The 22,093-nt window shown below is 59.5% G+C and carries 15 protein-coding genes; 14 read left to right on the top strand and 1 reads right to left on the bottom strand.

Annotated features, from left to right (window positions below):
- Positions 1 to 79: 79 nt before the first annotated feature.
- From WNZ14_RS16950 to WNZ14_RS16885, 14 genes are all read left to right on the top strand, one after another.
- Positions 80 to 766 (top strand): response regulator transcription factor, encoded by a 687-nt coding sequence (locus WNZ14_RS16950; protein ID WP_342869793.1) that lies wholly within the window; start codon positions 80 to 82, stop codon positions 764 to 766.
- Positions 763 to 2,145: a HAMP domain-containing sensor histidine kinase gene (locus tag WNZ14_RS16945; RefSeq protein WP_342869792.1), complete on the top strand. Its 1,383-nt coding sequence runs from the start codon at positions 763 to 765 to the stop codon at positions 2,143 to 2,145. Before WNZ14_RS16950 ends, WNZ14_RS16945 begins: the two co-directional genes overlap by 4 nt.
- 156 nt (positions 2,146 to 2,301) lie before the next feature.
- Positions 2,302 to 2,766: a hypothetical protein gene (locus tag WNZ14_RS16940; protein ID WP_342869791.1), complete on the top strand. Its 465-nt coding sequence runs from the start codon at positions 2,302 to 2,304 to the stop codon at positions 2,764 to 2,766.
- A gap of 233 nt (positions 2,767 to 2,999) precedes the next feature.
- A complete protein-coding gene (gene ccmI, locus WNZ14_RS16935; protein WP_342869790.1) occupies positions 3,000 to 4,628 on the top strand; it encodes a c-type cytochrome biogenesis protein CcmI in 1,629 nt (542 codons plus the stop codon).
- On the top strand, positions 4,625 to 5,095 hold the full coding sequence (ccmE, locus tag WNZ14_RS16930; RefSeq protein ID WP_342869789.1) for a cytochrome c maturation protein CcmE: 471 nt from the start codon (positions 4,625 to 4,627) through the stop codon (positions 5,093 to 5,095). Before ccmI ends, ccmE begins: the two co-directional genes overlap by 4 nt.
- A 66-nt stretch (positions 5,096 to 5,161) precedes the next feature.
- Positions 5,162 to 7,144, top strand: a complete 1,983-nt coding sequence (locus WNZ14_RS16925; RefSeq protein ID WP_342869788.1) for a heme lyase CcmF/NrfE family subunit — start codon at positions 5,162 to 5,164, stop codon at positions 7,142 to 7,144.
- Between the two features lie 2 nt (positions 7,145 to 7,146).
- A complete protein-coding gene (locus WNZ14_RS16920; RefSeq protein WP_342870267.1) occupies positions 7,147 to 7,629 on the top strand; it encodes a cytochrome c-type biogenesis protein in 483 nt (160 codons plus the stop codon).
- A 34-nt stretch (positions 7,630 to 7,663) separates the two neighbouring features.
- Positions 7,664 to 8,893, top strand: a complete 1,230-nt coding sequence (locus WNZ14_RS16915; RefSeq protein ID WP_342869787.1) for a bifunctional alpha/beta hydrolase/OsmC family protein — start codon at positions 7,664 to 7,666, stop codon at positions 8,891 to 8,893.
- Between the two features lie 194 nt (positions 8,894 to 9,087).
- The gene (locus tag WNZ14_RS16910) at positions 9,088 to 10,653 is read left to right on the top strand and encodes a Do family serine endopeptidase (protein WP_342869786.1); all 1,566 of its coding nucleotides are present in this window, start codon (positions 9,088 to 9,090) and stop codon (positions 10,651 to 10,653) included.
- 165 nt (positions 10,654 to 10,818) lie between these two features.
- The gene (locus WNZ14_RS16905) at positions 10,819 to 11,496 is read left to right on the top strand and encodes a response regulator transcription factor (RefSeq protein WP_342869785.1); all 678 of its coding nucleotides are present in this window, start codon (positions 10,819 to 10,821) and stop codon (positions 11,494 to 11,496) included.
- A 6-nt stretch (positions 11,497 to 11,502) separates the two neighbouring features.
- Positions 11,503 to 12,906: a HAMP domain-containing sensor histidine kinase gene (locus WNZ14_RS16900; protein ID WP_342869784.1), complete on the top strand. Its 1,404-nt coding sequence runs from the start codon at positions 11,503 to 11,505 to the stop codon at positions 12,904 to 12,906.
- On the top strand, positions 12,903 to 15,929 hold the full coding sequence (locus WNZ14_RS16895; protein WP_342869783.1) for a bifunctional [glutamine synthetase] adenylyltransferase/[glutamine synthetase]-adenylyl-L-tyrosine phosphorylase: 3,027 nt from the start codon (positions 12,903 to 12,905) through the stop codon (positions 15,927 to 15,929). The genes WNZ14_RS16900 and WNZ14_RS16895 overlap by 4 nt, the downstream gene beginning before the upstream one ends.
- A 326-nt stretch (positions 15,930 to 16,255) precedes the next feature.
- Entirely contained in the window at positions 16,256 to 18,070 is a 1,815-nt protein-coding gene (locus WNZ14_RS16890) for a methyl-accepting chemotaxis protein (RefSeq protein WP_342870266.1), read from the top strand.
- Between the two features lie 266 nt (positions 18,071 to 18,336).
- Positions 18,337 to 19,395 (top strand): putative zinc-binding metallopeptidase, encoded by a 1,059-nt coding sequence (locus WNZ14_RS16885; RefSeq protein WP_342869782.1) that lies wholly within the window; start codon positions 18,337 to 18,339, stop codon positions 19,393 to 19,395.
- 74 nt (positions 19,396 to 19,469) lie between these two features.
- Here WNZ14_RS16885 and WNZ14_RS16880 read toward each other — a convergent pair whose 3' ends face one another.
- Positions 19,470 to 21,734 carry an ATP-binding protein gene (locus WNZ14_RS16880; RefSeq protein WP_342870265.1) on the bottom strand — a complete coding sequence of 755 codons (2,265 nt, stop codon included), beginning with the start codon at positions 21,732 to 21,734 and terminating at the stop codon, positions 19,470 to 19,472.
- Positions 21,735 to 22,093: the final 359 nt, after the last annotated feature.

Genomic DNA, 22,093 nt, shown 5'->3' with positions numbered 1-22,093 from the left:
CGAGTCGGTGCATCGTATGAAGTGAATAGCGCCGCCATGGGTGGATGGAGCGCAGAGACAAAGGACGGGGGCAGGTCACGTGCGTATATTGATTGTTGAGGACGACAAGGATCTCAATCGGCAGCTGGCCGAAGCGCTGGTTGAGCAGGGCTATGTGGTCGACCGCGCCTATGATGGTGAGGAAGGCCATTTTCTTGGCGACACCGAGCCCTATGATGCGGTGATCCTGGACATTGGCCTTCCTGAGATGGACGGCGTCACGGTGCTGGAAAAGTGGCGCGCCAATGACCGCATCATGCCGGTGCTGATCCTGACCGCCCGCGATCGCTGGAGCGACAAGGTCTCGGGAATTGACGCGGGCGCGGATGACTACGTGACCAAGCCGTTTCATGTCGAAGAGGTGATGGCCCGCATCCGTGCGCTGATCCGCCGTGCGTCCGGACATGCCTCTTCGGAGATTTCCTGCGGCCCGGTGCGTCTTGATACCAAGGCGTCCAAGGCGAGTGTCGATGGCACCACGCTCAAGCTGACCAGCCACGAATTCAGGCTCTTGTCCTATCTCATGCATCACATGGGCGAGGTGGTGTCGCGCACCGAGCTGGTCGAGCACATGTATGATCAGGATTTTGATCGCGATTCCAATACAATTGAAGTCTTTGTCGGGCGTCTGCGCAAGAAGATCGGCGTCGATCTGATCGAAACCGTGCGTGGTCTTGGCTACAGGATGACACCGCCGGAGGGCGAAAAATCCGGCAAGCCCGGATGAAAAGTGGTTCGCTCACTGCCCGCGTCCTGCTGTTTGCATCTGTCTGGGCGGTGATTGCCCTGGTTGCGATCGGGATCGTGATATCGCAGCTCTATCGCGCCGGTAGCGAGCGGGCTTTTGCCGATCTGTTGCGCGCCCACCTCAACAGCGTCATCAATGCGGTGACGATCAATGCCGAGGGTCGGCTGTCGGGAAATCCGCAGCTGGGCGATCTGGTGTTTGATCAACCCGGCAGCGGCTGGATCTGGCTGGTTGAACCGCTGGGCGCGCTGGACGGCCCTAGACTTGCGTCGATCTCCGCAGGAGATGAGGCAATCGCTTCACCATCGGTCGAGGCGCTGCCTTTCAATGACCGGTATCAGCGCAGTTATGCCGCCGACGACGGTCACGGCAATCTGCTGCAAGTCATCGAGACAGAGGTCGAGCTTGACAATCAGGGGCACGCTGCGCGCTTTCGCGTGGCCGGAAACCGTGAGGTGCTGGAAACGGAAATCGCAGCGTTTTCGACCAACCTTTATCTGGTGCTTGCCCTGTTCGGTATCGGAAGCCTGATCGTCAACGCCATTGCCATTCTCTACGGGCTCAGACCGCTCGACCATGCCAGGCAGGCTCTGGGCCGAATTCGCGCAGGCGAAGCTCAGCAACTGGACGGGACGTTTCCGCGCGAGATTGCGCCACTGGCGGGGGAGATCAACGCGTTGATCGAGGCCAATCACCGGGTAGTCGATCGGGCCCGGATGCAGGTCGGCAATCTCGCCCACTCGCTCAAGACGCCCATTGCCGTTCTTATCAATGAAGCGCGCGACATGACGCCTCAACATGCGGCTCTCGTGCGCACCCAGGCCGAGACCATGCAGGCGCAGGTTCAGACCTATCTGGACCGGGCCAGGATCGCAGCCCAGCGCGGCAGCGTTTTGGCGCGAACGGAAGCAGCGCCCGTGATAGAGCGACTGGTGCGGGTCATGGCCAAGCTGAACCGGGATCTGGATTTCTCCACCGACATCGAACCGCGCAACGCGGTGCTTGCCATGGAAAGCCAGGACCTGGAGGAAGCGCTCGGCAATCTGGTCGAAAACGCCGCGAAGTTTGCGCGCGAAACGGTGGTGGTCAGGTTGCGGGCAGCACCCGGTACAGAGGCAAAGCGTCCGATGTTTCGTATCGACATCGACGATGACGGTCCTGGACTAGATGATACCGGAATGAGCGAGGCGATGAAGCGCGGGCGACGGCTGGATGAATCCAAACCCGGAACCGGTCTTGGCCTCTCGATCGTGGGTGAGATCGCCTCGGAGTACAAGGGCAGTTTTGCGCTGGCAAAAGCCGAAACCGGCGGCCTTTCGGCGCGATTGACCCTGCCGGCATTGATCACGGAGGCTTGAACCGAAGTGTGAGGTTTCACGGTCCCAATTCAGTTACAATTGAGGCTTTCCGTAGCGTTGCGTCACAATGCGGCCACAGGAACAAGGCATGAACTAGGTGTGCGGCGATCTCACACCCTGAAAATCAACCGCGCTATATATGAGGACGGCGGCAGCATGGCATATTCAGTCTCGAGTTTGGTAAAGTTCGGCATTATAGCTTGCCTGTCGGTTGTGGTTGCCGGTTGCACCGGAACGGGCAATGTGCGGCCCTTGTCATTCGCACCGGTTTCCACGCCGAAAATTGCTGGGCCGAAATTTGCCGGCAGCGATTCTATTCTTGCCTCGCTGAACGGCGGGATCTTGCCGCAGGATGCCGCAGGTTCATTGACGGGCCCAGACCGGTTGCGGTCTCTGGAAGCTGAATATCAGGCATTGGAAAAAGCTCCGCTGGGCCAAGTCATTGCCTGGAAAAGCCAGTCAAGCGGCGCAGCCGGTGAAGTCTCTGCAGGCACGCCCTATCAGGTCGGCCAGCAGAATTGCCGTCAATACACCCATACCGCGACTATCAGGGGATTGCCGGTAAAAGGTCAGGGTGCTGCGTGCCGCAACAGCGATGGCAGCTGGACACCGCTGAGCTAACCCGGTCGTTTTCCGAAGTGACGCCTGTCTCACAACGAATGCCGGGATTCTCTAAGCGTCTGGTCTTGCCGGGGTGTCCGACTGACAAGCTGAATGCCGAAAATCAGTATTTTTCAGCACTTATTGCGCGGCTCCTTCATGTGTGGCTCTCAAATACGCGACCAAACGCCCCATTCGTGTTTAAGGAACCGATTACTGTTGGAAAACAAGCAATGCTCGGATATTGAAGCAACATGTTGTTTTGGGTAATCGCCGCCGTCATGACTGCCGTTGCGACCCTGGTCCTGTTGGGGCCGGTGGTGCGCGCTCGCTCGGATGCGTCTGACGCTCCCGAGTTACATGATATTGAAGTCTATTCAGACCAGTTAACTGAAGTCGACCGTGACCTGGCTGACGGTCTGGTTGATCCGGTTCAGGCCGAAGTGGCCAAGACCGAAATCTCCCGCCGTTTGTTGACAGCCGCGCGCAAGAGCGAGATGTCCGATACAGGCGGCAAGCCTGGCCAAAACCGCGGCTGGCGTCGTGCCGCTGCCATTGTGGTTGCGCTTTTCATGCCGATCGCGGCTTTGACTGCCTATTTGGAACTCGGCCGGCCTGATTTGCCGCAACTGCCGCTCTCGGCGCGGCTGCAGACTGATCCGCAGACAAATGACATTGCCATGCTGATCGCCAAGGCAGAGCAGCATCTGGCAGAAAACCCGGAAGATGGTCGTGGCTGGGATGTGCTTGGTCCCATCTATCTGCGAACCGGGCTGTATGAGAAATCCGCGACAGCCTTCAAGAAGGCAATATCGATACTTGGGCCGTCGCCGTCCAGGCTTTCAAGTCTTGGCGAAGCCTTGTTTTCTGCCTCGGGCGGGATCGTGACAGAAGAAGCGAGCCTGGCGTTCCAGACAGCACGCGAACTCGATTCCACCGATCCGAGACCACAGTTCTTTCTAGCTGTCGCGTTGGCGCAATCTGGCAAGACGACAGAAGCGCGCGCTGCCTTTAACGGCATGCTGGAAACCGCGCCGGCTGATGCTCCGTGGATACCGGCAGTGCAAAGCCAGCTTGCCGCTCTGCAGTCGGACACGCGAACTGCGCCATTGTCCGGCGCCGGCTCAGCCGCGCCCGGCAATCCCACAGCCGCTGATATCGCAGCGGCACAAAGCATGAGCCCGCAAGATCGTCAGTCCATGATTGCATCGATGGTCGAGGGGCTGGAAGCCAAGCTTGCCGACAACCCCGACAATATTGCGGGATGGCTGAGGCTTGTGCGCTCACATGTTGTGACTGGAAACCGCGACAAGGCACAGGCAGCACTTGATCGCGCGTTCGCCGTCTTTGCGCCATCCGGCTCCGAGAGCCAACAATTGAGCGCGATAGCCAGTGAGTTTGGCCTGACCGCCACGCCAACACTTGGTGGGGTCCAGATGGCACCTGCAGTTCCGTCGCAGGAAGCAACGGTTGCCAAGCCTTCAGCGGCTGTGAAGGCACCGTTTGTTCTGCCGGCAACCGGCGCTGATACGACTGCGTTGCAGGCCCCGGATGGGGCAGGCATTGCATCCGATGCCCCCAACGCCCCCCGTGGACCGACCCAGGCCGATGTCGCCGCAGCGCAAGGCATGTCGGCTGAGGACCGCTCGTCGATGATCCGAACGATGGTTGAATCGCTCGACGCGAAGCTGACCGAGAACCCGGACAATCTTGAGGGATGGCTTCGGCTGGTGCGTTCTTACGCTGTTCTGGGAGATCGCACAGCAGCGGAGTCGGCGCTTGAGCGAGCCGGTATGACGTTCCCGCGCGAAAGCGAAGGGGGCCGCAATCTGGCGGAACTTGCCGCTCAACTCGGCCTGGAACCTGTTCTGGAGAGCCAATGAACCGCAAACAGAAACGCTTGTCCATCATTGCCGCAGGTGCGGTGTTCCTTGCCGGATCAGCAGCCCTGGTAGCCTCCGCGCTGCGTGAGCAGATCGTATTCTTCAATTCCCCCACCGACGTGATCGCCCAGCATGTGGCGCCCGGCACACGGGTGCGGCTTGGCGGTCTGGTCGAGAAAGGGTCGATCGAGCGCGGCACGAATTCGGAAGTGACATTTCTGGTCACCGATACCAATGCCTCGGTCAAGGTGCGCTATGTTGGCATTCTGCCGGACTTGTTCCGGGAAGGGCAGGGCGTTGTGACCGAAGGCGCGTTCTCGGCGGATGAAGGCACTTTCATGGCTGACACCGTAATGGCCAAGCACGACGAGAATTACATGCCCAAGGAAGTTGCCGATGCGCTGAAGGCGCAAGGCGTCTGGAAGGAAGGCGATCCGGCGCCGGGTGTCGGGACACAAACCCAATAGCCTGCCGGTAATGCCCAATAGCCTGCCGGTAATGAATGCCCCTGCGGCATTGGAGGAGATGACGCCATGATCACTGAAATCGGCCATTTCGCACTTATCCTCGCGCTTGCGACCGCAATGGTCCAGTCGGTCGTGCCGCTGATCGGCGCCCGGCGCCGTGAACCGGGACTGATGGCGGTTGGCCCGATGGCGGCGCTGACGTCCCTGATGCTGATCGCGATCGCGTTTGTGGCGCTGACAAATGCCTATGTCACATCGGATTTCTCGGTTCAGAACGTCGTCGAGAACTCGCATTCGCTCAAGCCGATGCTCTACAAGATCACCGGCGTTTGGGGCAATCACGAAGGCTCGATGCTGCTATGGGTGCTGATCCTGGCACTGTTTTCGGGCCTTGTGGCACTGTTCGGCCGCAATCTGCCTGACACCTTGAAAGCAAATGTGCTCTCGGTCCAGGCCTGGATCACGGTAGCCTTTCTGCTCTTCGTGCTGCTGACATCCAATCCGTTCCTGCGGCTTGATCCGGCTCCGGCCGAGGGCAATGACCTCAATCCGATCCTGCAGGACATTGGCCTCGCGATCCATCCACCACTGCTTTACCTCGGCTATGTCGGGTTCTCGATCTCTTTCTCCTTTGCGATTGCCGCACTGATCGAGGGCCGGATTGATGCGGCCTGGGCGCGCTGGGTGAGGCCGTGGACGCTGACTGCCTGGATTTTCCTCACCGCAGGCATCTCTATGGGAAGCTACTGGGCCTATTATGAGCTCGGCTGGGGCGGTTGGTGGTTCTGGGATCCGGTCGAGAACGCATCCTTCATGCCGTGGCTTGTGGGCACAGCGCTGCTCCATTCTGCGCTGGTGATGGAAAAGCGGGAAGCCCTGAAAATCTGGACCGTGCTGCTCGCCATCCTGACATTTTCGTTTTCGCTGCTCGGCACATTCCTCGTCCGATCCGGCGTTCTCACATCCGTGCACGCCTTTGCCACCGACCCGGCGCGCGGCGTCTTCATTCTGGGCATCTTGGTGATCTTCATCGGCGGCGCGCTGGCGCTGTTTGGTTTGCGGGCCGGTACATTGAAGGCTGGCGGTATGTTTGCGCCGATTTCGCGCGAAGGATCGCTGGTTCTCAACAATCTGTTCCTGACTACGGCGGCCGCCACTGTGCTGGTGGGCACGCTCTATCCGCTGCTGCTCGAAGCCACGACAGGGACCAAGATCTCTGTCGGTCCTCCCTTCTTCAATCTGACATTCGGTCCGCTGATGGTTCCGTTGTTGCTGGCCGTACCCTTTGGACCGCTGCTCGCGTGGAAACGTGCTGATCTGGCTGGCGCAGCCCACAGGCTCTATTTTGCCATCGGTATCGCGTTATTGGTCGGCCTTGGGGTCGTTTTCCTGCAGACCGGCGCACCGGTGCTTGCGGGACTGGGAATTGCACTGGGCGCGTACCTGATCCTGGGCGCATTCACCGATTTGGCTTTGCGTGCCGGCCTTGGCCGGGTTCGCCCAGGCGTAGCCGTCAGTCGCCTGATTGGCCTGCCGCGTTCGGCCTTCGGCTCTGCGCTGGGTCATATGGGGCTGGGCGTCACGGTAATCGGCGTCGTCGCGGCAAGTGTGTTCTCAACCGAAACCGTTTTGGCGATGAAACCTGGCGACACCGCCAGCGCTGGCGGCTATGAGCTGCGATTTGATGGTATCCGCAATTATAACGGGCCGAATTACTCTGCGCAGTCAGGTGAATTTACCGTCTCGCGTGATGGCGTCGAAGTCGCTCAGGTGGCCTCGGCCAAGCGTTTCTATCAGGCTCGCCAGATGCCCACCACGGAGGCCGGAATCCTGACATTCGGCGCCAGCCAGCTTTACATCGCACTCGGTGATCCCGAGTCCAATGGCGGGTTGGTGGTGCGAATTTGGTGGAAGTCCTGGGTGACCTTCATCTGGTACGGCACCATCGTGATGGTGATAGGCGGCGTGATGTCCCTGTCAGACAGGCGCTTGCGTATTGGTGCGCCGAACCGCGCCCGCTCGAAGAAGTCTCAGGAGGCCGCAGCGTGACCCTGTTTCGACGGGCTCTGGCTGCAGTCCTGCTGATGCTGGCCTTGATAGGTCCGGCCGCTGCCGTCAATCCCGACGAGGTTCTTGATGACCCGGCGCTTGAGGCAAGGGCACGAACCTTGTCGCTCGAATTCAGGTGCCTGGTTTGCCAGAACCAGTCTATTGACGATTCCAACGCGGAACTCGCCCGTGATCTCAGGCTTCTGGTGCGCGAGCGGCTGGTGGCGGGCGACAGCGATCAGGACGTGATCGATTACGTTGTGTCGCGCTATGGCGAGTTCGTGCTGCTCAAGCCGCGGTTTTCAGTTCAGACATTGCTGCTGTGGGGGGCGCCGGTGGCGATCTTCCTGATCGGCGCGGGCGTCATGCTGGTCAATGGCCGTGGCCGGGAAAAGAAGGTCGATGCAGCCAGTGGCAGCGAGCTCACCGACGCCGAACAGGCCGAGCTCGCGAAAGTGTTGAAAGACCGTGATCTCCGGGCCTGATAACACGACCCCCATCATTTGAAAGGGGCAGAACATGACGGCTCACACCATCAAGGCTGAGTTTGAAGGCCACTCCGGTGCGAAACTGGCGGCAAGGCTTGATTTGCCCGCAGGCTCGATCCGGGCCTGGGCGCTGTTTGCCCATTGCTTCACCTGTTCCAAGGATACGCTTGCGGCCAAGCGAATTTCGGGCGAACTGGCCCGCGCCGGTATAGCCGTCATGCGTTTTGACTTTACCGGGCTGGGCTCGAGCGACGGCGAATTCGCCTCGACCAACTTCTCCTCCAATGTTGCCGACTTGCGGGCTGCCGCCGAGTGGCTGGCTGACCATTACGACGCACCGGAAATCCTGGTCGGGCATTCACTGGGCGGTGCTGCAGTGCTGGCAATCGCGGGAGAGCTCAAATCGGTCAAGGCTGTCGCCACCCTTGGTGCACCGTCGGAGGCGAGCCATGTGATCCACAATTTTGGCGACCACGTTGATGACATCCATGCGCACGGCGAGGCCGAGGTCAATCTTGGCGGTCGCACCTTCACCATCAAGCGGCAGTTTGTCGAAGACCTCAATTCAACCAATCTGGCCGAGCGGATCGGCCACATGAAAAAGGCATTGCTGATCTTGCATGCGCCGCTTGATGATGTGGTCGGCATCGACAATGCCTCGGCGATTTTCAACGCCGCCAAGCACCCCAAGAGTTTTGTCTCGCTCGATGGCGCCGATCACTTGCTGACTGACCCGGCGGATGCAAACTACGTGGCTGGTGTCATCGCCTCCTGGGTCGCGCGCTACCTTCCCGTCGAAGCACCGCGCAGCGAGGATGAGCCGGTCGATGATGTCGTGGTCGGTGAAACAGGGCAGGGGCAGTTCCAGGTCTCCGTTCAGGCCGGACCGCACCGGTTTCTTGCCGACGAGCCTGTTGATGTCGGCGGGGCTGACACCGGTCCATCTCCCTATGATTTGATGTCTGCGGCGCTCGGCGCTTGCACCGCAATGACCTTGCGCATGTATGCGCGCTTCAAGAAGCTTGAACTCGGTCTGGTGACGGTCACGGTCAGCCACAACAAGGTCCACGCAGCCGACTGTCTGGAATGCACTGAGGCGGAAAGGTCCAATGGCGGCAAGATTGATCGATTCGAACGAGTCATCTCGATTGATGGCGGGCTGCCTGAAGGGCTTGAGGACAAGATCGCCGAGATCGCCGAAAAATGTCCGGTCCACAGAACGCTCGAGCACGGCGCAAAGGTTGTCACGAAACTCAGTTGAGATATTGCCGGAAAGCCAGCATTCGCGGCGATCTTGAGCGGTGAAGCGCCGTCACGACGACAATGTGGCGAACAGAAGGCGGTAAACATTACAAAGGTTTAATGATCCGGAAAGCTTGCTGTAACGGGGATCGGCCTATCTGTGGTCATCACAAGCCGGATAAACGGCTTTGATAGCAAACAAGAGGTTGAGACATGTCGAATACGCCCCGCAAGCTTTCCAGAAGCTTTCTCACCACGACCGCGATTGCAGGCATCGCTGCAGCAATGCTCGCCACGGGCATCCCGGCAAAGACCAGCGGCGCTCTCGCCGATGCCGTGCGCGTTGAAGCGCCGCAGGCGCCTAGCTTCGCCGATGTGGTCCAGGCAGTGTCGCCGGCCGTTGTGTCAGTTCGCGTTCAGGCCGAAGTCAGCCCGGTTTCCAACGATGGACCGTTCAGCTTTGATTTCAACGGCAAGGGGTTCCAGGATCTCCCCGACGACCATCCGATGAAGAAGTTCTTTGACCAGTTCAGCCGTGGCTTTGGCGATCAGGATGGCAAGAACGACCGTCGTGCCGAACGCGACCGCCGTGGTCCCGATGGCAAGCGAGGTCATGGTCGAGTCCGCCCTGTCAGCCAGGGTTCGGGCTTCTTCATTTCGGAAGATGGCCTGCTGGTGACCAACAACCATGTGGTCGAAGATGGCTCCGCCTTCACGGTGATCATGGATGACGGCACCGAGCTCGACGCGAAGCTTGTCGGGCGCGACAGCCGCACCGATCTGGCCGTACTCAAGGTCGAAGAGGCCCGCAAGTTTACCTATGTCGATTTTGCCGATGATTCCAAGGTTCGCGTCGGTGACTGGGTCGTCGCCGTGGGCAATCCCTTCGGTCTTGGCGGCAGTGTGACTGCAGGCATCGTCTCTGCCCGTGGCCGTGATATCGGTGCAGGCCCATACGATGACTTCATCCAGGTGGACGCCGCCGTCAACCGCGGCAACTCGGGCGGCCCGACCTTTAACCTCAACGGCGAAGTCATCGGCATCAACACCGCGATCTTCTCACCTTCAGGCGGCAACGTTGGTATCGCATTTGCCATCCCAGCCTCAACTGCTCGCGCAGTGATCGATGATTTGGTCCAGAGCGGCTCGGTCGAGCGCGGCTGGCTCGGAGTGCAGATCCAGCCTGTGACATCCGACATAGCTGAATCTCTCGGTCTGGCCTCCGCAGAGGGTGCGTTGGTCAACGATCCGCAGAAGGATGCTCCTGCTGCCAAGGCAGGTATCGAGGCCGGTGACGTTGTCACGGCTGTCGATGGGGAGACCGTCAAGGATCCGCGTGACCTCGCCAAGAAGATCGGGGCAATGGACCCGGGCAAGTCCGTGGAAATCACGGTCTGGCGCAACGGCAAGAGCGAGAACATCAAGGTTGAACTTGGTACGCTTCCCACAGAGATGGCCGCCGCTTCGTCTGATACCGAACAGGCTCCTTCCACACCACAAGCAGAAGCTACGCTTGACAGCTTCGGACTGACGGTTGTTCCGGCCGAAACCGGAAGCGGCCTTGTCATCACCTCCGTCGAGGCAGACAGCCTTGCCGAGGAACGCGGGCTTCGCGCCGGTGACGTGATCCTGGCAGTCAACAACCAGGAAGTCGCCAATGCTTCCGACGTCGTCAGCATCATCGATGCTGCAGCCAAGGATGGTCGCAAGGCTGCCCTGTTCCAGGTCGAGAACGAGAACCGTTCGCGCTTTGTCGCCCTGCCGATAGATCAGGGCTGAGTAACAACCTGATCTTGTCGCATCCGGTAACTCTGCAAAGAGAGCCGGGTGCGATGACGCGGCGGCCGCCCCTATAGCCGCCGCGTTTTTTTGTGCCGTCTGTCCACCTGTCTGTCCGTGTGTTGCAGGCTTTGCGGGGCAGGGATGAACCGGTAGGATGACGCCATGAAGATTCTCATCATAGAAGACGACCTGGAAACCGCCGCTTACCTGTCAAAGGCTTTTCGCGAGGCGGGAATTACCGTTGACCATGCAAGCGATGGCGACTCGGGTTACTTTCTGGCGTCCGAGAACAGCTATGATGCGCTGGTGGTCGACCGGATGCTGCCAAGGCGCGACGGGCTCTCGATCATCAGTGAATTGCGCTCCAAGGGCGACGACACCCCCGCGCTCATTCTTTCGGCCCTTGGACAGGTGGATGACCGTGTCACCGGCTTGCGCGCCGGCGGTGATGATTACCTGACCAAACCCTACGCCTTCTCCGAACTGCTGGCCCGTATCGAAATCCTCGGACGGCGCAAGGGCGGTCGCGAGCAGGAAACCACATACCGGGTTGGTGATCTGGAACTCGACAGGCTGAGCCATGAGGTCCGCCGTGCCGGCCAGCCTATCCCGCTGCAGCCGCGCGAATACCGGCTGCTCGAGTACCTGATGAAGAACGCAGGTCAGGTGGTCACCCGCACCATGCTGCTCGAGCATGTCTGGGACTATCATTTCGATCCCCAGACCAATGTCATTGATGTCCATATCTCACGGCTCAGGTCCAAGATCGAGAAGGACTTCGGCGAGCCGTTGCTGCGCACCGTGCGTGGCGCCGGATACATGATGAAAGCCGGGGGCTGAGCATTCATGATCCGTCTGCGCGCCATGCTTTCGACGACGGCTGTCCGCCTGTCGGCGCTTTATCTCGGTCTGTTCGCCCTGTGCGCAGTCGCACTGGTCTTCTACGTGACCGCCATATCCGAAGGCATGCAGCGCGACCGGACCCAGAGCGCCATCGGCAACGAGTTGCGCATCGTCGCCAACGCCTATCGCGGTGGCGGCGTGGCCGGTCTGGTCCGCGTTATCGAGCGCCGCTCGCGCCAGCCTGGGGCCAATCTCTATGCAATTGCCTCGCCCACCGGCGATCTGATCGCCGGCAACATCGCGTCGCTGCAGCCAGGGGTTCTCGATTCCGAAGGCTGGACTGCCATTCCATTCCGCTACCAGCGGATCGGCGAGACATCCAACGAAAATCACCGGGCGCTGGCGCAGGTCGTCTTCCTGCCCAATGGCATGCGGCTGATGGTTGGCCGGGATCTCGGCGAGCGCGAACAGGTGCGCGGCCTGGTTCGTCAGGCGCTGGTGATGGCGCTGGCGATCATGTTTGTCGGCGCGTTGGGGATCTGGTTCTTTGTCGGACGAAGGGCGCTCAAGCGCATCGACCACATGTCGGAAGCGAGCAAGAAGATCCTTGCCGGTGATTTGTCCCAGCGGTTGCCGGTCAACGGGTCGGGCGACGAGTTCGACCGGCTGAGCCTGTCGCTCAACACCATGCTGGGACGGATAGAACGGCTCAACGAGGGGCTGCGGCAGGTTTCCGACAACATCGCCCACGATCTGAAAACCCCGCTCACCCGGCTCAGAAACCGGGCCGAGGCCGCACTTTCAGACGATAGCGGACCTGCTGCCCAGCATGAAGCACTCGAGCAGATGATTGCCGACAGCGATCAACTGATCCGGACCTTCAATGCGCTGTTGATGATCAGCCGCGTCGAGGCCGGATCATCAACCGCACAGATGAGCGAGGTCGATCTGTCCGGCCTCGTCCAGGACGCCACCGAGCTCTATGAACCGGTGGCCGAAGAGGGCGGCGTTAAACTGACGGCACAGATTGCCCCCGGCCTCAAGACACTGGGTAACCGGGAGCTCCTGGCCCAGGCGCTGTCCAACCTGATCGACAACGCCATCAAATATGTCGGCGATGCGCCGGTCCCCGAAATTACGATCACGCTCTCGCGTTCAGGGGAAGGGGTGCGATTGGCGGTGACTGACAACGGCCCCGGTGTTCCGGCCAACCGGCGCGAGGATGTGGTCCAGCGCTTCGTTCGGCTCGACGAAAGCCGTTCAAAACCCGGCACAGGGCTTGGATTGAGCCTTGTTCAGGCTGTTGCGGCGCTGCATGGTGGCCAACTGCTGCTCGATGACGCGCAGTCCGGGTCCACCGACAATCCCGGTCTCGCTGCGATCATGGCGCTGCCGGGGGGGAAATGACAGATAAACCAGAATCGCAGTCGCTTGCCGATCTTTCGAAGAGCCCAATTCGCGCGCCGTCCCAGAAGGCTGCAAAGGCGGTTGCTGCCGACCTCAAGCCGCTTGCCGCCGACCATCCCGAGATTGCCGCTGTGTTATCCACGGACGGCGCGCCGCGTGAGTTCCTGCTCGCGGCGCTCGCCTTGTCTCCCTATCTGCGCGAAACCGCGCTGATCGATCCTGAATCGTTGGCGCTGGCCCTGTCCTTGCCCGCCCCCTATCTGGTGGCCTCTACCATAGAGCAAGCCCGTGGCTGCTGGCGCGGAGCCGATGGAACGCTTGCCAGCGAAACCGAGCTGATGCGGGATCTGCGCCGGGCCAAGCGGCGCGTATCACTCACTCTGGCTCTGCATGATCTGGCCCGACTGATCGATGCGCGGCACACGACCGCAGCCCTGAGCGATCTTGCCGATGCCGCACTGGGCGCGGCTTTCGATCATTTGCTGCGCGGTGGGCATGATGCCGGCAAGCTTGTCCTGACTGATCCGGAGAACCCGTGCGAACACTCTGGTCTGATCGTGCTCGGCATGGGCAAGCACGGCGCACGCGAACTCAATTATTCCTCGGACATCGACATCGTTGTCTTCTTCGATCCCGATGCAGGCGTGGTGGGCGATCCGGACGAAGCGGGCGAGATCTTTGCCCGCATGGTGCGGCGGCTTGTGCGAATCATGCAGGAGCGCACCGGTGAGGGCTATGTGTTCCGCACCGACTTGCGCCTGCGTCCGGACCCTGGTTCGACGCCGCTGGCGTTCCCACTTGATGCGGCAATGAACTATTACGAAAGCCGAGGCCAGAACTGGGAGCGTGCTGCCTACATCAAGGCCAGGCCCGTGGCTGGCGACATCGATGCCGGTGAGCGGTTTCTCAAGGAGCTTGTCCCGTTCGTCTTTCGCAAGTATCTCGATTTCGCAGCCATATCCGACATCCATTCCATCAAGCGTCAGATCCATGCCCATCGCGGCTTTGGCGACATCGCGGTCAAGGGGCACAATGTCAAACTTGGACGCGGCGGCATTCGCGAGATCGAGTTCTTCGTCCAGACCCAGCAATTGATTGCCGGTGGACGGATGCCGAAACTGCGGTTGCGCCGTACCGACGAGATGCTGGTGGCACTGGCGCGCGCGCGCTGGATCGATCCTGCGACCGCCCGGTTGCTGGTGGAGAGCTACTGGTATCTGCGCGATGTCGAGCATCGCATCCAGATGGTTCGCGACGAGCAGAGCCATACCTTGCCGGAAAGCGAAGCTGAACTCTTGCGCATAGCGCTGATGATGGGCGATGCTGACATCGCAAGTTTCGGCAAGACTTATGTGGCCGTGCTGGCGCGCGTTGAAGAGTGCTACGCTGAGCTGTTCGAGAAAGAGCAGGGGCTTTCCAGTGGTGTCGGCAATCTCGTCTTCACTGGCGAGGATGATGATCCTGAAACACTCAAGACACTGGCCGAGCTTGGTTTCGAACGGCCGTCAGACATAGCCCGCATCATCCGCACCTGGCATTATGGTCGCTACCGGGCCACCCAGTCGGTCGAGGCGCGTGAGCGGCTGACCGAACTGACCCCGGAGCTGCTCACGGTGTTCGGGGCCACAAAGCGCGCCGACGAGGCGCTCATCCGGTTCGACGCATTCCTTTCCGGCCTGCCTGCCGGGATCCAGCTGTTCTCGCTGATCGGCAACAATTCCGGCCTGATGTCGCTGATGGTGACAATCATGGCATCGGCGCCGCGGCTGGCGGATATCATCGCCCACAAACCCCATGTGTTTGACGGCATGCTCGATCCTGGACTGATGGCGGAGCTGCCGACCCGTGCCTATCTCGCCGAACGCCTGGAAACCTTTCTGGAGGGCGCCCGCGCCTATGAGGAGATCCTCGACCGGTTGCGGATTGTGGCGCTTGAACAGAAATTCCTCATTGGCGTGCGGCTGCTCACCGGAGCGATCTCGCCTGAACGTGCCGCACGCAGTTTCTCCCATCTGGCTGACCTGATCATCGCCGCAGCCCTTGAGGCTGTGCGGGAAGGCATGGAGGAAGCTCACGGTCGGGTTGCCGGTGGACGTGTCGCCGTGCTCGGCATGGGCAAACTCGGTAGTTATGAGCTGACCGCCGGATCCGATATAGATATCATCCTGCTCTACGACCATGATCCGGATGCCGATGAATCCGACGGACCCAAACCGCTTGATCCGGTGCGCTACTACACCCGCATGACCCAGCGTCTGGTCACAGCACTTTCGGCGCCCACGGCCGAAGGCATCCTGTACGAAGTCGATCTCAGGCTTCGGCCATCGGGAAACAAGGGGCCGGTGGCAACCTCGATCAGGGCGTTTTCAAAATATCAGGCCGAGGAAGCCTGGACCTGGGAGCATATGGCACTCATCCGTGCACGCGCCCTGGCCGGCGAGCCGAGCCTGTGCAGAGAAGCCCGCGACCTGATCGATGAAGTTCTGGCGAGGCCACGCGACCGGACCAAGCTGCTTGATGATCTGACGGAGATGCGCGCGCTGATCGAGCAGGAAAAACCGCCACGTGACGTCTGGGACGTCAAACTCATTCCGGGCGGGCTGATCGACATCGAATTCATCGCCCAGTTTCTCTCGCTCATGGCCCGCGCCGACGGCTGGCTGCCCGCGCCGGAAGATGATGAGGCTGCGGGACTGCTCATTGGAACTGATCCCGATCAAACCACCCTGAGCGTCGACCACAACGAATGCACCAGCACTGATGCGACGTTGAAAACGCTCGGTCCGGATGCGCTTGGCGAAGAGGTAACGGAGAGTTTGCGCCAGGCGCTGGCTCTGTGGAGCGGACATGCCCAGATCGTTCGCCTCTGTGCAGAGGGCGATTTCGTGCCAAAGCAAGCGCCGGCCGGATTGATTGATCTCGTCATACGCGCCGGGGAAGCGCCGGACCTGGCGAGTCTGGAGGCTGACTTCAAGGCCAGCTCGAAACGTATCCGGGCTATTTTCAAGAAGGTGACAGGCTGACAATCGGCAGGATTGAACGCGACGAGCGGATTCTTGCGGTCAGGTGGCCACGCTCACTTGGGACGGACTGTTCAATCCTTGCCAGTATTCTAGCTTCTGCCAACGTTCATCACTGTATGTCGTTTAGACATTAAGTGCACAATTTGCCGTCTGAACGCCCAATTTTTCATCTGCAAACAGCCATGTCGCATCGTTCGGCACGCTGTGTTGCACTTATGTTGATGCGCCGCAGCATTGAGAAGTTCATGTTTATCTAAAATTAAGACCATTTTGCGAATCGTAGCCAACAATGTCATGGATCAATTGGGGCACAGTTCAACAAAATGATGAAGAATTTCAAGATCTCGGCGCGATTGTATTTCCTCGTAGGATTGGCTCTGACGGTATTTACCGCTGCGGCTGTCTACAAGCTTTACGACTCGCACAATGCTATGGTGATGGAGCGCAAAGCCAAACTCAACGCACTCGATGAGAGCGTTATTGCCATGCTTCAGCACTATTACGAGCTGGAGACTTCCGGTGCCTTGTCCCGCGAAGAGGCCCAGTCTCGCGCGCTGGAGGCGGTCCGCCCGATGCGCTACGAAGACAGCGGCTATTTCTGGATCAATGACATGTCGAACTTCATGGTCATGCATCCGATCAAGCCCGCGCTTGAGGGTACTGATCTGGCAGGTCTGAAGGATCCGACAGGGAAATACTTTTTCCAGGAATTCATCAAGGTCGTAAAGGCCGATGGCGAAGGCTATGTCGATTACTATTGGCCCAAGCCCGGTGCTGAAGAGCCAGTGCTCAAGTACTCTCACGTCGAGGGTTTTGCGCCATGGGGCTGGATCGTCGGCACCGGCGTGTACGGAGATGATCTTGCTGCGCTGTTTGCCAAGAATGCAATGAATACGGCGGTTATCCTTGGCCTCGGCGCTCTGGCGATCCTGCTGATGGCCTATGCTACGGTTCGCAGCGTCATCAACCCGATCCGGAGCCTGAATGCGACCATGCAGGATATTGCCCGCGAGGATGTCAGCGGTGATGTTCCTGAGGCCGCTCGCAAGGATGAAGTGGGCGAGATGGCGGCCTCGGTGCTGGTGTTGCGCGACTCGGTGCGGGAACGTGCCCAGATGCGGGTGCGCGAAGCCGAGCAGCAGCAGCAGCTCGATGCCGAGCGTGAAGACGGTGTCCGTCGTCAGGAAAACATCAGCCAGTCACAGTCCGATGTCATGACCAAGCTTGGCGGTGCGCTTGAGAAGCTGGCAAGCGGCGACCTGACGGTTCAGATCGACAACATCGCGCCGGAATATGCGAAACTCAGGGACGACTTCAATCGGGCTGTTGCCGCGCTTGGTGATGTCATCAGCGCCATTGCACAGTCCACCGATGTGGTCAGTTCCAGCGCCGACGGGATTTCCGAAGCCGCCAACAACCTGTCGCTCCGGACAGAACAGCAGGCAGCTTCGCTTGAGGAAACCGCAGCCGCACTTGATGAAATCACATCCACCGTGCGCAATTCGTCCGAGAGGGCCACCGAGGCAAACCGGATGGTCGGCGAAACCCGCCAGAGCACGGACAAATCGGGCAAGATCGTTGCTGAAGCAATTTCGGCGATGACCCGCATCAAGGATGAATCCGACCGCATTGGGAAAATCATCGTCGTAATCGATGAGATTGCCTTCCAGACCAATCTGCTCGCGCTCAACGCAGGAGTTGAAGCCGCACGCGCCGGGGAGGCGGGACGCGGCTTTGCGGTCGTCGCACAGGAGGTTCGCGAACTGGCTCAGCGGTCCGCAACGGCTGCTCAGGAAATCAAGGTGTTGATTTCCAGCTCCGCCAACGAGGTTCAGAACGGCGTGGCACTTGTCCAGTCGACCGGCGACGCTCTCTCGGAAATCGAGAAATTCGTCACTCAGGTCAATGAACAGGTCAACTCGATTGCAACAGCAGCGAAGGAACAGGCCAATGCGCTCGCCGAGGTCAACACTGCTGTCAACCAGATGGACCAGATGACCCAGCAGAACGCGGCCATGGTGGAAGAGACCAGTGCTGCAAGCATGACGCTGACGCAGGAAAGTGCTCAGCTCGATACGATGCTGCGCAACTTCCGTCTGCCACAGCCTGGTGGCGGACAACAGCGCCGCCATGCGGCCTGAAGCCTGAAACCAGGCAGTAATTACAAACAATCGAACCGGCGTCTGCAATCAAGCAGGCGCCGGTTCTGCATCTTATTTCCGGCAGAGCGTCATTTGCCTGAGCCTGAAGCGGAACATTTGCCATTTTCAAGCGTTCAGGCGGACCGAAAGGTGTTTCAGAACCTTGGGTTTTGAAACCGCAAACCGAAAACAACTGCCCCAATCAGACGCGACCTTGCTACAATAGCCGGTGACGGCCACCACCAACATGCCGATGGATATGAACCATGCGCCGATATGCTTGTCCCAACTGTTCCAACGAAGTGCATTTTCGCAACAGCGAATGCGTCAATTGCCATTCGCGTCTGGGCTATGTGCCGGCGTGGGACCAGATGTTCTACACAGGTGCGGATGATCTGAAGTGGCACGATGGCGCGACGGAATACAAGGCTTGCGCCAACCGGCAGCAGATTTACTGCAACTGGCTGGTCGAAAATGATGATGAAGACGAGCATTGCCTGAGTTGCCGGCACACGCTGGTCATTCCGGATCTGTCGTCGACAGAGAACCGCGACCATTGGGCGGCCCTTGAGGAAGCCAAGCGGCGGCTGTTTTATTCGATCGAAAAATTCCGGCTTGGCGTCGGCGATCTTGCTGGTCAGCCTGACACGGCATTGCGCTTTGAGTTCAAGGCCGACACGCTGTCAGCCGATGGCAAGACCAAACGCGTGCTGACTGGTCACGAGCATGGCCTGATCACCATCAACGTCGCAGAAGCCGACGACCCCACCCGCGAAAAATACCGCAAGGCCATGGGCGAGCCGTACCGGACATTGATCGGTCACTTCCGCCATGAGGTCGGCCACTATTATTGGGACCATCTGGTCTACAATTCGTCGAAGCTCGAACCCTACCGGGCCATCTTCGGCGATGAGCGCGAGGACTATGGCGAAGCGCTCAAACGTCACTATGAAAATGGAGCACCTTCAGGCTGGGAGGCGTACTATGTCAGTTCCTATGCCTGCGCACATTCATGGGAGGATTTCGCCGAAACCTGGGCGCACTATTTCCACATTGTCGATGGTCTGGAGACAGCCGGATGGTACGGGCTTGACGGGCACACGCCGGATGCAGGGGTAAATCGTACGCCGGGCGGCTGGTCGGATGCAGGTCCTTACGGCGCAGCTGAGTTCAAGCCGCTCATGGAGGCGTGGGTGCCGCTGACCGTTGCCATGAACGCCATGAACCGGTCCATCGGCCTGAGCGACTTCTATCCCTTCGTCCTCTCGGACACGATCTTCGCCAAGCTCGAATTCATACACGGCCTGATTCACGACAGGGGTTGAACGACCGAACCAATCGCCAGTGCTTGTGATCCGATATGAAACCAGTGGCGCGTGACGGCAACGTGCCACGCATGTCAGGCGGACTCGTCGCAGTCTTCCGTCTTCGGGCATTCAATCGGTATACGGACACTGACGATTGTTCCGACGCCTTCAACTGATCTCACCTTCATCGCTCCGCCATGCAATTCGGCCAGGCTGCGCGAGATGGCGAGGCCGAGACCGGAACCGCCGGTCGATTTGGAGAACTGGTTCTGCACCTGTTCAAATGGCTGACCGATGCGGCTCAACAGGGCCTTTGGTATGCCGATGCCTGTATCCTCGATGGTCAATGTCACTGCACGGGAAGTCTTGCGTGCGCGCACCAGGATACGGCCACCTGGTTCGGTGAATTTCACAGCGTTTGACAGCAGGTTTAGCAGGATCTGTTTCATCGCCCGGCGATCGGCGTTCATCGACAGCCGCTTGGAAATCTTCTGCTGAACTTCGATCCCCTTGCTATCGGCCTGGAAGGCAACCAGCCGCAGCGCCTCATCGAGCAGTGGCGCCATGTCCACTTGCTCGCAATCCATCCGCATATGCCCGGCCTCGATTTTTGCCATGTCGAGTATGTCGTTGATGACCGTCAGCAGGTGGATGCCCGAATTGTGGATGTCGTCGGCATATTCCGAATATTTGTCAGATCCGAGTGGGCCGAACATGCGCGCCTGCAGCACCTCGGAAAAGCCGATGATGGCATTGAGCGGGGTTCTGAGTTCATGGCTCATATTGGCCAGGAACTCGGACTTGGCCTTGCTGCCTGCTTCCGCGCGTTCCTTTTCGACCTGGTAATCCTGGTTGAGCTCGGAAAGTTCAGCTGCCTTGCGCTTGAGTTCGGCCTGGGAGGAGGTGAGGTCGCCAATGGTTGCCATCAGCCGCTTTTCGCTTTCGCGCAGCCGTTCCTGATTGCGCTTGAGCGGCGTGATGTCGGTTCCAACCGAAACCTGCCCACCATCCCGCGTCTGGCGCTCGTTGATCTGAAGCCAGCGTCCGTCGCCGAGCTGCACTTCGTAGGTTTGCGCAAGCCCCTTGGAGCAGGGGACAGCCAGACGCCGTTCCACCACCGGGCGCGTGGCAGCCGCTTCAACGATCGAGCGTGGCGTTCCCGGCGCCAGACTGTCTGCCGGCAGGCCATGAATTTCCTGATAATGCTTGTTCCACAATACCAGCCGGTCGTCGCGGTCCCACAACACGAAAGCTTCTGACGTGCTCTCGATTGCGTCGAACAGGCGCTGGTCGGCTTCCACGGTGCGTTGCTGCAGGCGATGTTGCTCGGTGACATCCATGGCGATGCCGATCAGGTGGGTCTGTGCCGAAGTCGGATCGACAACCTGTGCCCGCGCCCGCATCCACAGATAGTGTCCGTCGACATGGCGCATGCGAAACAGATGGTCGACCTGCTTGATGTCGCCGCTCGCTACCTTCTGGGCAATCTCGTAGAGATCACCATCATCGGGATGGATCAGATGCGAGGCCTCGCCAAACGATATCACGCTGTCGCGCGGCTTCAGGCCCAGGATTTCGTACATTGAACGTGACCAGTAGACCCGGCCCCGCGCCATATCCCAGTCCCACAAGCCGCAGCGCCCGCGCGACAGTGCCATGTCGACCCGCCGATGGCTCTCCAGGTAGATGTCATCGGCTTCCTGCGCCCTGCCGGCCTGGCTGAAATAGGCATAGAGAATGACGAGCAGAATGGAGGATGTAGCGATAAACAGCGTGACATTGACCGAAATCGATTGCCGCCAGGCATCGTTGATTTCGGCAATCGGCGTCACCGACAGGATCGAACCTGCGCCGTCAGGCAGGAACGACATCGCCGCCAGAACCGGCTCGCTGTTCAAATCGATCTCCTGCACCCCCGCCCGGTCCCCGAACATCCGCAATGGCGAGAATTCCGGCATCAGCGTCGAGATCTGCCTGCCAACAAGATCATACCCGCCTGCGGTTGCGGCAAACGCGCGGCCATCAGCGTTCAGCACCAGCAGGAAGCGGCCACCAGTGTTCGGCATGACGCTGATGACGCGATTGAGCCGCGCTTCCGTGTCCCACCGCAAGGATTGCTTGATCGGCGCCAGGTCAGCCGAAAGGGTTGCATGTGTCGCAGCCAGCGACAGCGCGGTTACATGTTCCGCCGCAATCAGCAGCCGGTCCCGGTTGTCGCTTATATTGAGATATCTTGCCGCTGCGACCACGACCAGGAAGCAGACGATCAGCACCGGAATGAGGCGCTTGAGAAAGGGCTCGGCCCCAATCAGGCGCTCATAAGCAGGCTGCGCAAACAATTTGGCGTGGCCAGACATACCGGCGTTGGGCGCACGCTTCGCATCAGCCTTGCGAGCATGATTCGGCCGTTCGGCCGCAGGTATGTGCTGCGCATCCGTCATAGTTGTTGTATATCCCCGTTAGGATCCGGACTACCGCATCTCCGAATCTACCCTAATGAATCAAAGGTGATTCGCCTTGTCCAGTGCAAAAAGTAACCAATCTTTAAGGTTCTGAATTTGCACATCTTTTATCGGATTCGAGTCGGCAGTCATTGGGGGTAATCATAGGCTGCATAACCCCGCGCTCAGAAATCATATACCTAAATGATAAAAAGCTCATACCTCGTCGTGCCAAGGCAGCGGCGAGACATGAGCTTCTCAATCAGGCGAGGGGG

This window comes from Hoeflea sp. AS60 (genome assembly GCF_038900115.1).
Taxonomy (GTDB): Bacteria; Pseudomonadota; Alphaproteobacteria; order Rhizobiales; family Rhizobiaceae; genus Hoeflea.
This window is presented reverse-complemented; position numbering and strand designations above follow the sequence as displayed.

Excerpts from the sequence above, each read along its gene's own strand:
- WNZ14_RS16945 (WP_342869792.1), top strand. The coding sequence starts at position 763 with ATGAAAAGTGGTTCGCTCACTGCCCGCGTCCTGCTGTTTGCATCTGTC.
- WNZ14_RS16940 (WP_342869791.1), top strand. The coding sequence starts at position 2,302 with ATGGCATATTCAGTCTCGAGTTTGGTAAAGTTCGGCATTATAGCTTGC.
- ccmI (WP_342869790.1), top strand. The coding sequence starts at position 3,000 with ATGTTGTTTTGGGTAATCGCCGCCGTCATGACTGCCGTTGCGACCCTG.
- ccmE (WP_342869789.1), top strand. The coding sequence starts at position 4,625 with ATGAACCGCAAACAGAAACGCTTGTCCATCATTGCCGCAGGTGCGGTG.
- WNZ14_RS16925 (WP_342869788.1), top strand. The coding sequence starts at position 5,162 with ATGATCACTGAAATCGGCCATTTCGCACTTATCCTCGCGCTTGCGACC.
- WNZ14_RS16915 (WP_342869787.1), top strand. The coding sequence starts at position 7,664 with ATGACGGCTCACACCATCAAGGCTGAGTTTGAAGGCCACTCCGGTGCG.
- WNZ14_RS16910 (WP_342869786.1), top strand. The coding sequence starts at position 9,088 with ATGTCGAATACGCCCCGCAAGCTTTCCAGAAGCTTTCTCACCACGACC.
- WNZ14_RS16905 (WP_342869785.1), top strand. The coding sequence starts at position 10,819 with ATGAAGATTCTCATCATAGAAGACGACCTGGAAACCGCCGCTTACCTG.
- WNZ14_RS16900 (WP_342869784.1), top strand. The coding sequence starts at position 11,503 with ATGATCCGTCTGCGCGCCATGCTTTCGACGACGGCTGTCCGCCTGTCG.
- WNZ14_RS16895 (WP_342869783.1), top strand. The coding sequence starts at position 12,903 with ATGACAGATAAACCAGAATCGCAGTCGCTTGCCGATCTTTCGAAGAGC.
- WNZ14_RS16890 (WP_342870266.1), top strand. The coding sequence starts at position 16,256 with ATGAAGAATTTCAAGATCTCGGCGCGATTGTATTTCCTCGTAGGATTG.
- WNZ14_RS16885 (WP_342869782.1), top strand. The coding sequence starts at position 18,337 with ATGCGCCGATATGCTTGTCCCAACTGTTCCAACGAAGTGCATTTTCGC.
- WNZ14_RS16880 (WP_342870265.1), bottom strand. The coding sequence starts at position 21,734 with ATGTCTGGCCACGCCAAATTGTTTGCGCAGCCTGCTTATGAGCGCCTG.